12 protein-coding genes are annotated in these 13481 nt (G+C 74.1%); all 12 read right to left on the reverse strand.

Going from position 1 to position 13481, the window contains the following annotated elements:
* Nucleotides 1-45: 45 nt before the first annotated feature.
* A complete protein-coding gene (locus tag IH48_RS0123155) occupies nucleotides 46-1092 on the reverse strand; it encodes an ADP-ribosylglycohydrolase family protein (RefSeq protein WP_030907877.1) in 1047 nt (348 codons plus the stop codon).
* Complete coding sequence (locus tag IH48_RS0123160; protein ID WP_037842964.1) at nucleotides 1089-1859, reverse strand: NUDIX hydrolase; 771 nt, start codon at nucleotides 1857-1859, stop codon at nucleotides 1089-1091. The genes IH48_RS0123155 and IH48_RS0123160 overlap by 4 nt, the downstream gene beginning before the upstream one ends.
* The gene (locus IH48_RS0123165; protein ID WP_030907883.1) at nucleotides 1856-2941 is read right to left on the reverse strand and encodes an AAA family ATPase; all 1086 of its coding nucleotides are present in this window, start codon (nucleotides 2939-2941) and stop codon (nucleotides 1856-1858) included. The genes IH48_RS0123160 and IH48_RS0123165 overlap by 4 nt, the downstream gene beginning before the upstream one ends.
* The gene (gene pnuC, locus IH48_RS0123170; RefSeq protein WP_030907886.1) at nucleotides 2938-3600 is read right to left on the reverse strand and encodes a nicotinamide riboside transporter PnuC; all 663 of its coding nucleotides are present in this window, start codon (nucleotides 3598-3600) and stop codon (nucleotides 2938-2940) included. Before pnuC ends, IH48_RS0123165 begins: the two co-directional genes overlap by 4 nt.
* Nucleotides 3601-3894: 294 nt before the next feature.
* Entirely contained in the window at nucleotides 3895-4998 is a 1104-nt protein-coding gene (locus IH48_RS0123175; protein ID WP_030907889.1) for a pseudouridine synthase, read from the reverse strand.
* Nucleotides 4998-5645, reverse strand: a complete 648-nt coding sequence (gene scpB / locus IH48_RS0123180) for an SMC-Scp complex subunit ScpB (protein ID WP_030907892.1) — start codon at nucleotides 5643-5645, stop codon at nucleotides 4998-5000. Before scpB ends, IH48_RS0123175 begins: the two co-directional genes overlap by 1 nt.
* Nucleotides 5642-6850, reverse strand: coding sequence for a segregation/condensation protein A (locus tag IH48_RS0123185; protein ID WP_420705528.1), 1209 nt, complete (start codon nucleotides 6848-6850; stop codon nucleotides 5642-5644). The genes scpB and IH48_RS0123185 overlap by 4 nt, the downstream gene beginning before the upstream one ends.
* Before the next feature lie 296 nt (nucleotides 6851-7146).
* Complete coding sequence (locus IH48_RS0123190; RefSeq protein ID WP_199809988.1) at nucleotides 7147-7788, reverse strand: hypothetical protein; 642 nt, start codon at nucleotides 7786-7788, stop codon at nucleotides 7147-7149.
* Entirely contained in the window at nucleotides 7773-8894 is a 1122-nt protein-coding gene (locus IH48_RS0123195; RefSeq protein WP_030907902.1) for a ParA family protein, read from the reverse strand. Before IH48_RS0123195 ends, IH48_RS0123190 begins: the two co-directional genes overlap by 16 nt.
* Before the next feature lie 393 nt (nucleotides 8895-9287).
* Nucleotides 9288-10403: an alanine dehydrogenase gene (ald, locus tag IH48_RS0123200; protein WP_037843039.1), complete on the reverse strand. Its 1116-nt coding sequence runs from the start codon at nucleotides 10401-10403 to the stop codon at nucleotides 9288-9290.
* Nucleotides 10404-10637: 234 nt separating this feature from the next.
* Nucleotides 10638-12701: a tetratricopeptide repeat protein gene (locus IH48_RS0123205; RefSeq protein WP_030907908.1), complete on the reverse strand. Its 2064-nt coding sequence runs from the start codon at nucleotides 12699-12701 to the stop codon at nucleotides 10638-10640.
* A gap of 139 nt (nucleotides 12702-12840) precedes the next feature.
* The gene (locus IH48_RS0123210) at nucleotides 12841-13467 is read right to left on the reverse strand and encodes an NUDIX domain-containing protein (RefSeq protein ID WP_030907910.1); all 627 of its coding nucleotides are present in this window, start codon (nucleotides 13465-13467) and stop codon (nucleotides 12841-12843) included.
* Nucleotides 13468-13481 lie beyond the last annotated feature (14 nt).

Consider the following 13481-nt stretch of genomic DNA (forward strand, 5'->3'; position numbering starts at 1 on the left):
CATCGCCTCTCGCCCTGCGAGACGGGCGGATACCCACCGGACGGCTCAGGCGTCCCAGAGCGCGCCGAAGGACAGCAGTTCGGCGCGGTACTCGATGCGCGCGGTCCAGGCGGCCGGCCAGGCTCCCGGTCCGAGGTGGGCGCCCGCGAAGGCCCCGGCAAGGCAGGCGATGGAGTCGGAGTCGCCGCGGGTGCAGGCCGCCCTGCGCAGGGCGGTGACGGGTTCGCCGGGGAGGAGCAGGAAGCACTGCAGCGCCGTGGCCAGCGCTTCCTCCGCGATCCAGCCGTCACCCGTGGTGAGGCAGGGGTCGGTCTCGGGCGAGGGGGTGCTCAGGGCGCTTCGCAGCCGGTCGAGCGCGGCGAGGCAGTCGTCCCAGCCGCGGGCGATGAACTCGCCCGGGGTGGCGTCGCCGGCGCGTTCCCACAGGCCGCCCAGCCAGGCGTGGTGGTAGCGGGTGCGGTTCTCCCACGCGTAGGAGCGCAGCCGCCCGACGAGGCCGGCCGGGTCGGCGCCGTCCGCGAGCAGGCGCACGGCGTGCGCGGTGAGGTCGCCGGCGGCGAGCGCCGTGGGGTGGCCGTGGGTGAGGGCGGACTGCTGTTGCGCGGCGCCCGCGCGCTGCTCCTGGCTCAGTCCTGGCACGAGGCCGATCGGCGCGACGCGCATGTTCGCGCCGCAGCCCTTGGACTCCATGCGGGAGGCCCGCTGCCACGGTTCGCCCGGCCGGTCGAGGCGTTCGAGTGCGGCGCAGGCGGACAGGCAGGTGTTGCCGGGCGCGCGGTTGTTCTCGGGGTCGCGGTACCAGCGGACGTAGGCGTCGCCGGTCTCCTTCGCGAGCCGCGCGGGGTCGAGGGTGCCGCCGTCGGCACTCGCGCGCAGCGCCCCGGCGAACGCGAGCGTCATCTGGGTGTCGTCGGTGACGACGGCGGGGTCCGGCAGCTCCGTCTCGCGCCAGGGGCCGTACTTGGCGAGGATCGCCGGGACGCTGCTGAACTCGGTGGGGAAGCCGAGCGCGTCGCCGAGCGCGAGCCCGGTGAGCGCGCCCGTCGCGGCCTGTCCTGTCGGTGTTCCTGGCGGTGTTCCTGTCGGTGTCACGGGGTGGGTCCTTCCGGTCGCAGCAGAGGCGGGTGGAGCGCGGCGGCGTCGCCCGCCCGGTAGAGGACGGCGGGTTTGCCGCGGCCGCCCGTCCTGCGCCTGCCGCCTCGCGCGGGCGCGACGAACCCGGGTGTCGCGAGGACCTTGCGGCGGAAGTTGGGCCGGTCGAGGGTGACGCCCCAGACGGTCTCGTACACCTCCTGGAGCTCGCCGAGGGTGAACTCGGGCGGGCAGAATGCGGCGGCGAGTCCGGTGTACTCGAGCTTGGCGCCGACGCGTTCGTGCGCGTCGGCGAGGATGCGGTCGTGGTCGAAGGCGAGGCCGCGGGCGCGTGCGAGTGGCGTCCAGCCGGCGCGTGCGGCGTCGCCGCCGCCGGACGGCTCCGGCAGGTCGGGCACGAGCGCCGCGTAGGCGACGGAGACGACACGCATCCGCGGGTCGCGGCCGGGGTCGCTGTAGGTCGCCAGCTGTTCGAGGTGGGGCGCGCCCGTGGCGTCGCCATCGAGGCCGGTCTCCTCGGCGAGCTCGCGCCGCGCGGCCGCCTCGGCGGACTCGCGGGGATGCAGGAACCCGCCGGGCAGCGCCCAGCGGCCCCGGTAGGGCTCCTCGCCGCGCTGGACGAGCAGGACGTGCAGGAGCGCGTCGCGCACCGTGAACACGGCGAGGTCGACGGTGACGGCGAACGGCTCGAACGCGCCCGGGTCGTAGCCCTCGGGCGCGACGTGCCCCGAGTGGGGTGATGGCGTGTGCTGCGGTGGTTTGTTCAACGCTTCTCCGGCAAGGGTGGTGCGAAGTCCCAGCCGCGTCCGAGCAGTTCGTCGACGGCGGTGACGGCGGCCGCGAGGCGCGCCGTGCGGGAACCGTGCACGAGGCGGAACGTACGTCCGGTGCGGGTGAGTTCCGCGCGGAAGCGGTCCGTCATCCACGGTCCGAGGTGTGCGCCGTCGCGCAGTCCGTCGTCCTCGAACGGCACGCCGCGGTGGTCGGTGAGCAGCCACAGGTGGTGCGTGACGCGGTCGGCCACCGCCTCGACCGCGGGGTTGCGCGTGCCGAGGTAGCGCTCGTGCCACACGGTGGTGGCGAACGAGTCCGTGTCGCAGACGAGGAGCGGCGATCCGTCGCGGGCCGCGGCTTCCTCGGCCGCGTTCTGCCGCTCGGCGATCAGCGGGAACTCGTCGCTCGTGAAGGTTGCGTCGCTCCAGTGCGCGCCGGGCCGCACGGAGCGCAGCGCGGCGAGCTTGTGCTCGCTGAACTCGCGCCCGTACTCGGGTACGCACCGGGTGCGTGCCCACACCCCGCCGCGCCGCCGGTAGTGGGCGGCGAGGTCGCGGGCGAGGGTGGTGGTGCCGGTGGACTCGGCGCCGACGACCACGACTCGGCGGGCGAGCGCGGCGCGTACGGGCGGCGCGAGGAAGTCCCAGCAGCCGGCGGGGTCGGCGCGTACCGCCGTGCCCGAGACGGGGTGGGTCAGGCGCTCGGGGTCGACCTGCTCGGACACCGCGCCGAAGCGCCGGGCCAGCTCGCCCCCGTACGCCTCGGACGTGAACACGGCGTCGACGGGTTCGGGCACGGCGGCACGGAACACGGCCATGTGCGCTTCCCAGACGTCGGGGTCGTGCACGTCCATGGGCACGTCGTCGACGGCCCCGACGACGGTGGCGTCGGGGTGCGTCTCACGCATCCAGGCGACGCGGTCGGCCAGGGGCACCGATTCGACGGACGCTGCGCACACGAGCACGGTGAGCCGGGCGCAGCGGGCGCGCGCGGTGCGCACGAGGTGGTGGTGGCCCGCGTGCGGCGGGTAGAACTTGCCGAGGACCAGGCCGTGCGGGTACGGGGCGCGGCTCACGCGGGCACCCCCTGCCCGGGCCGGTGTACGGCGGCGGCCGCGAGGTCGCGGTGCCAGCCGCGCAGCCCGGTGACGCACAGGGCGACGAACCCCACGTAGAGCAGCGAGGTGAGGTACAGGCCCTTGTACGCGTACAGCGGCACGTAGACGAGGTCGGCGGCGATCCACAGCCACCAGGACTCGAGCAGCTTGCGGCACTGGCCGTAGGTGGCGGCCAGCGAGAGCGCCGTGGTCAGCGCGTCCCAGAAGGGGACGGTGGAGTCGGTGAACCGGCCGAGCAGCAGGGTGAGCGCCGCTGTCCCCACCGTCCCCGCCGCGCACAGCAGCGCCCATTCGGCGCGCGTACTGCGGCGCACCGGCAGGGCGCCGGCGGATTCCGGGCCACCCCCGTGGGCCCAGACCCACCAGCCGTACGCGGCGAGGACGATGAAGACGATCTGGAGGCCGGCGTCGGCATACAGGCCGGTCTGCGCGAACAGCAGGAGGTAGAAGAGGTTGTTGGCGATGCCGACCGGCCAGTTCGCGAGGTGCTGGCGGGCGACGAGCCACACGCACAGCGCGCCGCTACCGAAGCCGAGGACCTCCGTCCAGCTCACGGTGGTGCCGAGCACGGTCACCAGGGGGTGCTGAAGGGGCGCGAGTATGCCCGAGACGCTCATGACCGCCTTCTTTATAGTCATCCTGACTATAAAGAGGAACGGTCCCCCATGGCAAGGGGATTCACGCGGGGACGCCCGGGGGACGCCACGGCAGACGGCCGGGCGGCTGCGGGGGCCCGGCGCGGCAGCGCGCCGTCGCGCCCCCGCAGGGCGTGGACCGCCCCCGCCGCGCCGCCGGTCCCGGCGGGCCGCTCACGGCCGGCGGGCCGCCGTCACCAGCAGGGCCGCCGTGCCCGCGTGGGAGCACGCGGGCACGGCGGCCCCTGAGGCCGGGCGGCATGCGTCAGAAGCGGCCTACAGGCCGACCTCGTTCATCAACATGCCGACCTCGGTGTTCGTCAGGCGCCGCAGCCAGCCTGACTTCTGGTCGCCCAGCGGGATCGGCCCGAACGCCGTGCGCACCAGGCGGTCGACGGGGAAGCCCGCCTCCGAGAGCATGCGGCGCACGATGTGCTTGCGGCCCTCGTGCAGGGTCACCTCGACGAGGTAGTTCTTGCCGGTGTTCTCCACGACGCGGAAGTGGTCCGCGCGCGCGTAGCCGTCGTCGAGCTGGATGCCGTCCTTCAGCCGCTTGCCGATGTCGCGCGGCAGGGGCCCCTGGATGGCGGCCAGGTACGTCTTCTTCACGCCGTAGCGCGGGTGGGTGAGGCGGTGCGCCAGCTCACCGTGGTTGGTGAGCAGGATGACGCCCTCGGTCTCGGTGTCCAGCCTGCCGACGTGGAAGAGGCGCGTCTCGCGGTTGGTGACGTAGTCGCCGAGGCACTGCCTGCCGTCCGGGTCCTCCATGGTGGAGACGACGCCCGCGGGCTTGTTCAGCGCGAAGAACAGGTACGACTGCGTCGCCACCGTCAGCCCGTCGACCTTGATCTCGTCGTGGTCCGGGTCGACGCGCATGCCCTGTTCGAGGACGATCTCGCCGTTCACCTCGACGCGCGCCTGCTCGATCAGCTCCTCGCAGGCCCGCCGCGAGCCCATGCCCGCCCTGGCGAGCACCTTCTGCAGCCGCTCGCCGTCCTGCTCGCCGCCGGCCGGGCGCGGCTTCGCCGTGCGCGCCTCCGCGTACCGGTCGCGGTTGCGCTGCTCGATCTTCGCGTCCAGTTCGCGCGAGCGTGCCGGGGCGCCACGGCGCCCGGCCCCGCGCTTCGCGTCGCCGCGCGCGGGCCTCGGGGTGCCCTTGGCGCCGCCGCGTGCCGCGTCACCGCGGCCCTTGCGGGGACCGCCGCCCTCGCCCTGCGCGCCGCCGACGTCGTAGCGCCGCTCCTCGGGGCGCGGACGCCGGGGGCGCCGGTCCTGCCTGTCGGACTGCCTGTCGGACTGCCTGTCGCCTTGCCGGTCGCCTTGCCGGTCGCCGGCTCCCCGGGGGTTCCGGTCGTTCCTGCCGCTGCCGCTGCTTCGCATCAAAGTTCCGTCGTCGTCTCGTCGTCTGCGTGGGTGTCCGGGGCGTCCGGATCGAACGACGGAACGCCTTCCAGCGACTCGGCCTCGACCGCGTCCGCCTCGGGGAGGAAGGGCGCGAGCTCGGGCAGCTCGTCAAGGCCGCGCAGGCCCATGCGCTCCAGGAAGTAATTCGTCGTCCTGTACAGGATCGCACCTGTTTCGGGTTCCGCGCCCGCCTCCTCCACCAGGCCGCGCTGGAGGAGCGTGCGCATGACGCCGTCGCAGTTCACCCCGCGTACCGCCGAGACGCGGGAGCGGCTGACCGGCTGGCGGTAGGCGACGACGGCCAGCGTCTCCAGCGCCGCCTGGGTCAGCCGGGCGTGCTGGCCGTCCAGGACGAAGCCCTCGACGGCGGGCGCGTACTCGGCGCGCGAGTAGAAGCGCCAGCCGCCTGCGACCAGCCGCAGCTCGAAGCCGCGGCCGTCGGCGGTGTACTCGTCGGCGAGTGCGCGCAGGGCGTCCGCCACCGCGCGCGGCGGCCTGCCGAGCACCTTGGCGAGGTGCTCCTCGGTCGCGGGCTCGTCCACGACCATGAGGACGGCCTCGAGCGCCGGGCCGAGGGGCAACTCCTCGACTGCCTGTGACTCGACTGCCTGTGACTCGCTCACGCGGATGCCTCCTCCTGTTCGTGTTCGTCCTCGGGGCCGTCACGTCCCGCTTCGCCGTCCGGTTGCGGCACGAGGTCGAACTCGCCGACCCTGAGCTCCCCCGTGCTCGCCTCCCCCGTCCAGTGCACGACCAGCGGCCCGAGCGCCTGCTCCTGGTCGAGGCCGACGGCGCGGGCCCGGTAGAGCTCAAGCAGCGCCAGGAAGCGTGCCACGACGGTGAGGGTGTCGTCGGTGTCGTCGGTCAGCTCCTGGAAGGTCGCGTGCCCGCGCTCGCGCAGCAGCGTGACGACGACCTCGGCCTGTTCCCGCACCGAGACGAGCGGCGCGTGGATGTGGTCGATGTACACCTGCGGCTCCGGCTTGGGCTGCATGGCCTTGACGGCGAGCCGCGCGAACCCCTCGGGGCCGATGCGGATGACGACGTCGGGCAGCAGTTCCGCGAGCCCGGGCTCCAGGCCGACGGTGCGGGGGTAGCGCCGCGCCTCGGTGTCGAGCCGCGCCGAGAGGACGGCGGCGACCTCCTTGTACGCGCGGTACTGGAGCAGGCGCGCGAAGAGCAGGTCGCGCGCCTCCAGGAGCGCGAGGTCGGCCTCGTCCTCGATCTCGGCGGCGGGCAGCAGGCGGGCGGCCTTGAGGTCGAGGAGCGTGGCGGCGACGACGAGGAACTCGGTGGTCTGGTCGAGGTCCCAGTCGGGGCCCATCGCCCGGATGTGCGCCATGAACTCGTCGGTGACCTTGGAGAGCGCGACCTCGGTCACGTCCAGCTTGTGCTTGGAGATGAGCTGGAGCAGCAGGTCGAAGGGGCCCTCGAAGTTGACGAGCCGTACGGTGAACCGCCCGTCGTCCGCGGCCTCCGCGGCGGACGACGGGCCGTCAGGCCCGCTGTCCGCACGCCCATGCGCCTCCGCGCCCGACGCGGGCGCCGAGTCCGGATTCTCGGGCGTCCCACTGGCGTCCGCACGGCCGTGGGCGGCGCCGGGGCGCCCGGCCGGGGCGGCCAGTGCGGCGTCCTGCGGCTCGGCGGGAATTCCGGCGGCCGGTACGGCCGGGGACGGCTCGCCTTCCGGCGTCTCCGGGTCCGGCGCCGGGGCCGCGTGGGGGTCCTCGGCCCGCCCAGCGGCGTCCGCGCGGCCGCGGGCGGCGTGCTGCGGGTCCGCCGCAGGGGCGCTGACCGGTCCGGTGAACCGCTCCGGGACAGGGGACACTTCCTCCGCCGCGGAGCGCGCGGACCCGGTACGGGTGAACGGGACAGGGGACACTTCCTCCGCCGCGGAGCGCGCGGACCCGGTACGGGTGAACGCCGCCGCAGGGCCGCTGTCGGGGGCGGCGCCGGGGGGTGGGCCGGGCGCGTCCGCGGGGGCGGCGTCCGGTGCCTCGTCGGCCGGGGCCGGCGGCGACGGGCGGCGGGGCGCCGTGCCCGGGCCTTGGCCGAGGGGACGGCGCGGGGGGTTCGTGGGCGGCATCTGGGTCCAGGGCAGGGGCGCGGACCGCGGCGTGCTGGTCAGCGGCCGCGCAGGCGCCGTACGAGAATGCTGGCGTCGCCGCGCGATTCGAGGTCCGCGAGGACCACGGCGACCGCCTCACGGACGATACGCCCGCGGTCCACCGCGAGGCCGTGCTCGCCACGCAGCACAAGCCGTGCGTGTTCGAGGTCCATGAGCTCCTCGGCCGAGACGTACACGGTGATCTTCTCGTCGTGCCGCTCGCGCCCGCTGGGCCTGCGGTTCGCGCCGCGTCCCTTGCGGCGCTGCTGACCGCCCTGCGCGGACGCCGCGGGCCCGGGCTGCTGCGGTACCGCGGGGCCGCCGCCCTGCTGCTCGGCGAGCGGCCTGCGCGGCTGCCCGGCGGTCGCGGGCCGCTGCTCGTCCTCCGCGGTGCGGGAGCGCGCCGCGGCCGCGTCACCGGGGCCGGGCTCGGCGGCCGGGGAGTGCTCTTCCTCGGCGTGGGTGGCCGCCGGGGAAGCCGCCGCGGCCCCCTCGCCCCCCTTGCCGCCCTCGGTCCTGCCGGCCTCGGCCGGCGCGGGCACCCGTGCCTCGCCGTTCGCGCTCCGGCGGCGGTCCGCGGGCGAGGAGGCCTGCAAGGCCGTGCCACCGGTCGTACGGAACAGTTCGTCGGCGCCGGGCAGACTCACTCGGCGTGACACCGGGCGAGCACCTCCCTGGCGAGCTGTCGATAGGCGGCCGCTCCGACGGAGTTGGAGGCGTACGTCGTGATCGGCTCGCCGGCGACCGTGGTCTCCGGGAAGCGCACCGTGCGGCCGATCACGGTGTGGTAGACGTTCTCGTCGAACGCCTCGACGACGCGGGCGAGCACCTCGCGGCTGTGCACCGTGCGTGAGTCGTACATCGTGGCGAGGATGCCGTCGAGCTCCAGGTCGGGGTTGAGCCGCTCCTGCACCTTCTCGATCGTCTCGGTGAGCAGCGCCACACCGCGCAGCGCGAAGAACTCGCACTCGAGCGGCACGATGACCTTGTGCGCGGCGGTGAGCGCGTTCACGGTCAGCAGGCCGAGCGACGGCTGGCAGTCGATGACGATGTAGTCGTAGTCCTGCATCAGCGGCTTGAGCGCGCGCTGCAGGGTCGACTCGCGGGCGACCTCGCTGACGAGCTGGACCTCGGCCGCCGACAGGTCGATGTTGCTCGGCAGCAGGTCCATGTTGGGCACCGCCGTCTTGAGCAGCACCTCGTCGGCCGCCATGCCCCGCTCCATGAGCAGGTTGTAGACGGTGAGGTCGAGCTCCATCGGGTTCACGCCGAGGCCGACCGACAGCGCGCCCTGCGGGTCGAAGTCGACGAGCAGCACGCGCCGCCCGTACTCGGCGAGCGCGGCGCCCAGGTTGATGGTCGACGTGGTCTTGCCGACGCCGCCCTTCTGGTTGCACATCGCGATGATCTTCGCGGGGCCGTGGTCGGTCAGCGGGCCCGGGATCGGGAAGTAGGGCAGCGGCCGCCCGGTGGGGCCGATGCGCTCCCTGCGCTGGCGCGCTGCGTCGGGGGCGAGCGTGGCCGCGTACTCGGGGTCGGGCTCGTACTCGGCGTCGGGGTCGTAGAAGCGGCCCTCGGGCACTTCGTCGTATGCGGCCAATGGGGTGGGCTCTCGGCTTCCCTCGTTGCCGGCCGTGGCGTTCACGTGTTGGCCGTCCATCGTCTGGTGGTCTGTCGTCATGTGCTGGGTGGTGGCGGAGGTGCGAACAGCGACGGAGCCGACAGCCTCGAAGCCGGACGGAGCGCTCACGCCCGCCGTGGGCATTCCTGGTTGACCACCCCCGGGAGTAAATGTCGACTCATTCACAAGTCGTCTTACCTCCTTGGGTGTGACCAGGACACTTAATCGATAGGTCAGCGTGGCACCATGCCGACGGTTCGCGACTCTATGGCGTGTCACCGCTCCACAGCAACACAATCCGCCGGACCGGGCCCGATGTGTCGGCAACCGAACACCCGCGTGTCAAGGGCGCACACCCCTCTCACCAAGGCACGGCGCACGGCCCGACCGGGTAAGCAAACCGGTACAAGGCCGACTTTCAGCGCGTGTTGACGTCGCGCGGTTCCGGCGGCGAAAGTGGCCCGACACACACCCGGGCCGGACCTCGCAGGGCAAGGTCCGGCCCGGGGCGCGACGTTGACGGCGCCGATTGACGGTTCAGCCGAGCAGCGCGTCCAGTTCGACGTGGTCGAGACCGTGCGCCTCGGCGACCTCTCGGTAAACCACCTGGCCCTCATGGGTGTTGAGGCCCTTCGCGAGCGCCGCGTCACGGCGCAGGGCGTCGCGCCAGCCGCGGTCCGCGAGCTCCACGATGTACGGCAGTGTGGCGTTCGTCAGCGCGTACGTGGACGTGTTCGGGACGGCGCCCGGCATGTTGGCGACGCAGTAGAAGACCGAGTCGTGGACGCGGAAGGTCGGCTCGGCGTGGGTGGTGGGCCGGGAGTCCTCGAAGCAGCCGCCCTGATCGATCGCGATGTCGACAAGGACACTTCCGGGCTTCATCTTCGCGACGAGTTCGTTGGTGACGAGCTTCGGCGCCTTCGCACCGGGGATGAGCACGGCGCCGACGACGAGGTCCGCCTCGGTGACCGCGCGCTCCAGCTCGTACGCGTTGGAGACGATCGTCTGGACCTTGGTGCCGAAGAGGCGGTCCGCCTCTCGGAGCTTGTTGATGTCCTTGTCGAGCAGGGTCACGTGGAAGCCCATGCCGACCGCGATCTGCGTCGCGTTCCAGCCGGAGACGCCGCCGCCGATGACCACCGCGCGGCCCGCCGCCGTACCGGGCACGCCGCCGGGCAGCACGCCGCGGCCGCCGGCCGAGCGCATCAGGTGGTACGCGCCGACCTGCGGCGCGAGCCGGCCCGCGACCTCGGACATCGGGGCGAGCAGCGGAAGCGCGCGGCCCGCGGTCTCGACGGTCTCGTAGGCGATGGCGGTGGTGCCGGATGCGAGCAGCGCGTCCGTGCAGGCGCGGGACGCGGCGAGGTGGAGGTAGGTGAAGAGGGTCTGGTCCTTGCGGAGCCTGTGGTACTCCTCCGCGATCGGCTCCTTGACCTTGAGCAGCAGGTCGGCCGCCGCCCACACCTCGTCGGCCGTCTCCAGGATGGCGGCGCCCGCGGCGGTGTACTCGTCGTCCGTGATGGAGGAGCCGGCGCCGGCGTTCCGCTCGACGACGACCTCGTGGCCGTGGCGCACCAGCTCGTGCACGCCTGCCGGGGTGATCGCCACCCGGAACTCGTTGTTCTTGACCTCGCGGGGGATGCCGACCTTCACGTGGATCACGGTCCTTGGCTCAGAGGGGCGCCTGTAGTGCATACATACCCGGACGAACGGCGCTTCCAGCTGTCAGTGGACGCAAACGGGCACAGACAGGCATGGATGCCGCACATCGGGAGAGGCCACGGAAAGCCGCAGCGGAGCCAGTCTAATGAAGGATTTGCCGCTGTCTAGCCTTGTAAAGCTGGAATCTTCCCGAGAGGTGCTGCGGAATTCGTAGGCCAGTCCCTCTCATGCCCGTGCTTCGTCCGGTCCGAGCAGGCGGTTCGCCCTCGTCCTGTGCAGCGCGGCGGCCGCGGGATCGCCGACCCGCTCCAGGGTGTCCGCGAGCCTGAGGTGCAGGGCCGCGCGCAGCCGCTCGTCCTCGGCGAGGCCCGCCCACTCGAGTGCCTCTTCGCAGGTGCGCAGCGAGTCGTGCGGGCGGTCCGCGTACTCCTGGACCCTCGCCACCTCGCTCAGCGCCCTCGCCACGCTCGGCAGGTCGTCGAGGCGCCGGTAGCAGGCGACGGCCGCGCGCCACTCGCGCAGCGCCTCCCCGTACGCCCCCGCCTGCGCGTGGACGGCGCCGAGACGCCCGTAGAGCCGCGCCTCGTCGGCGCGCTCCCCGCGGCTAAGGCGCTGCGCGAGCGCCCTGCCGTACCAGTCGCAGGCGCGGGGGAAGTCCTCCAAGTCCTGGTACGCGCCGCCGACGGACTCCATCGCGCGGCCCGTCGCGTAGTGGTCCTGGGCGGAGCGTCCCGCGTCCAGCGCGGCGCGATAGCGGACGAGGGCGTCGCGCGTGCGCCCGGTGCGTGCGTCCAGGTCACCGATGTTGAGCAGCGCGGCCGCACGCTCGCGGTGCAGTCCGCGCCGCTCGGCGACATCGAGGACGAGGCGGTGGAGTCCGTAGAGGTCGGGGGCCGCTGCCTCGGTGCCCTCGTGGGCGGCGAGCGCGCGGACGAGGGCGGCGACGAGGCGGCGGGCCAGGGTGTCGAGCTCCCCGTCGGCGACGGCCAGGCGGGCGGCCGCGAGCAGCGCGGGCCGGTGGACGCGCAGCCAGGCGGCGGCCGCGACCGCGGTCGGGAAGCGCAGCGCCCTGGGCACCGCGGCGAGCTGGGTGCGCGCCGTGGAGCCCTCGGGTTCGGTGATGGCGCGGCAGGAGCGCAGCAGCCGGACGGTCCGCTCCAGCATGCGCGCCCTGGCGAGCTGCAGCTCGCCAGGCCTGTCGTGGGCGGCGCTGCGGGCGCGCAGCAGCGGCACGAGGCAGCCGGGCAGCACGTACCGGCCGCCGGGCCCGTGCACGCCCTCGTCGCCGCGGCCCGCGGGCAGGCGCCCAGGACCGGTGACCGCGGGGGCTGGTGCCGGCCTGAGCATGCCGAGGTCCACGAGGTCGCGCAGGGTGGCGGCGGCGTCCTGCACGGAGCAGCCGGCGAGCGCGGAGGCGACGTGGGCGTCGGTGAGGCCGGCGGGGGCGAGGGTGAGCAGCCGCGCCAGCCGCGCGGCCGTGGGTGGCAGCGACTCGTACGCGAGCCGGAAGGCCCGGGCAAGCGGCCGGTCGCCCTCGGGTACGTCGAGGTCGGGCGGCAGCTCGCGCAGTCGTCTGGCCAGGTCGGCGACGGACGCGGTGGGGCGGGCGGCGAGCCAGCCGCCGGCGAGCAGCAGCGCGGCGGGCTGGCCCCCGCACTCCTCGGCGAGCGATTCGGCGGCCTGCGGGTCGACGGTGATCCGTACGGCCCCGGTGCGGCGCCCGAGCACCTCCACGGCGGCGGCGCTGTCGAGGCCGCCGACGGTGCAGGGCCGCACGTCGGGGATGCCGGTGAGCGGGCCCCGTGAGACGGCGACGACCAGGCAGTCCGCGGTGTCGGGGACGAGCGGGTCGACCTGCTCGGCGTCGGTGGCGTCGTCGAGCAGCAGCAGCGCCTTCCGCGCGGCGAGCGTCTCGCGCACCCGCTGGGTGAGGCCGTCCTCGGCCTCACCGGGCGGCGCCTCGACGCCGAGCGCGCCGAGGATGTCGCGCGCGCAGCGCTCCGCGGGCACGGGCGCGCCGCCGGGTTCGGTGAGGACGGCGCGCACGACGCCGCCCGGGTAGCCGCCGCGCAACCGCCTGGTGATCTCGTCGGCGAGCGCCGTGCGCCCGGAACCCGGCCGTCCGGCGACGAGCAGGACGCGGGCGCGCGGCTGTTTGCGGCCCGAGATGGTGTTGAGCCCGGCGCGTTCCAGGTCGCTCCGCAGGTCGTTCAGCTCGCGCCGGCGCCCGAGGAACGGTGGCTCCGCGGCCTGGCCGGGGCTGTCCACGTCCACCGCCTGATCCGTCACGGGACCACGCTCCGTCCACCTGCCCGCAAGCCGAGCCCACGGGGCCCCGCGGGCGCCCCGAGCCTAGTTGACCACTCGCCGGGCCCATGGCGGACGTGCCCGGAGTATCACCAGATCGGATCAGCCGATAGTCGGACTGTCAGGACGAGAAGGGACGGGCGGGCCAGGGGGCGTCGGCCGGGCGGAGGGAGTCGATCCCGTCGCCCGCCAGGGCCGCCGTCAGCGCCAGCACGCCGATCGCCAGGCAGCTGTTGTGCAGCTCCCCGGCGAGTACCCCGCGCGCCAGGTCGGCGAGCGGCACGCGCGCGAGCTCCATGTCGGCCTCCTCCTCGGAGACGGCGAAGCGCTCGCCCTCCGCCGCGCCGAGGTCGCGCGCGAGGAAGACGCGCACCGCCTCGTCCGAGCCGCCGGGAGAGGTGAACACGTCGGCGAGCACCCGCCAGTCCCCCGCCTTGACGTGCGCCTCCTCGTACAGCTCGCGCTGCGCCGCGTGCAGCGGGTTCTCGCCCTCGACGTCGAGCAGGCCCGCGGGGACCTCCCACAGCTTCCGCCGCACCGGGTGGCGGTACTGGTGCAGCACGACGACCGCGCCGTCGTCGTCGAGCGCGAGGATCGCGACGGAACCGGGGTGCACCTGGTAGTCGCGCTTGACGACCGCGCCGTCCGGCATCACGACCTCGTCCGTGCGCACGCCGGTCTTGTTGCCGCGGAAAGGCGTCTCGGTCCCGGTGACGCGCCACTCCTCGCGGGTGTCCCTGATGATCATGACACGGCCCTCCA

This window comes from Streptomyces sp. NRRL F-5126 (assembly GCF_000721265.1).
In the GTDB taxonomy this organism is placed as follows: domain Bacteria; phylum Actinomycetota; class Actinomycetes; order Streptomycetales; family Streptomycetaceae; genus Streptomyces.

Excerpts from the sequence above, each read along its gene's own strand:
- pnuC (WP_030907886.1), bottom strand. The coding sequence starts at position 3,600 with ATGAGCGTCTCGGGCATACTCGCGCCCCTTCAGCACCCCCTGGTGACC.
- IH48_RS0123210 (WP_030907910.1), bottom strand. The coding sequence starts at position 13,467 with ATGATCATCAGGGACACCCGCGAGGAGTGGCGCGTCACCGGGACCGAG.
- IH48_RS0123195 (WP_030907902.1), bottom strand. The coding sequence starts at position 8,894 with ATGCCCACGGCGGGCGTGAGCGCTCCGTCCGGCTTCGAGGCTGTCGGC.
- IH48_RS0123175 (WP_030907889.1), bottom strand. The coding sequence starts at position 4,998 with ATGCGAAGCAGCGGCAGCGGCAGGAACGACCGGAACCCCCGGGGAGCC.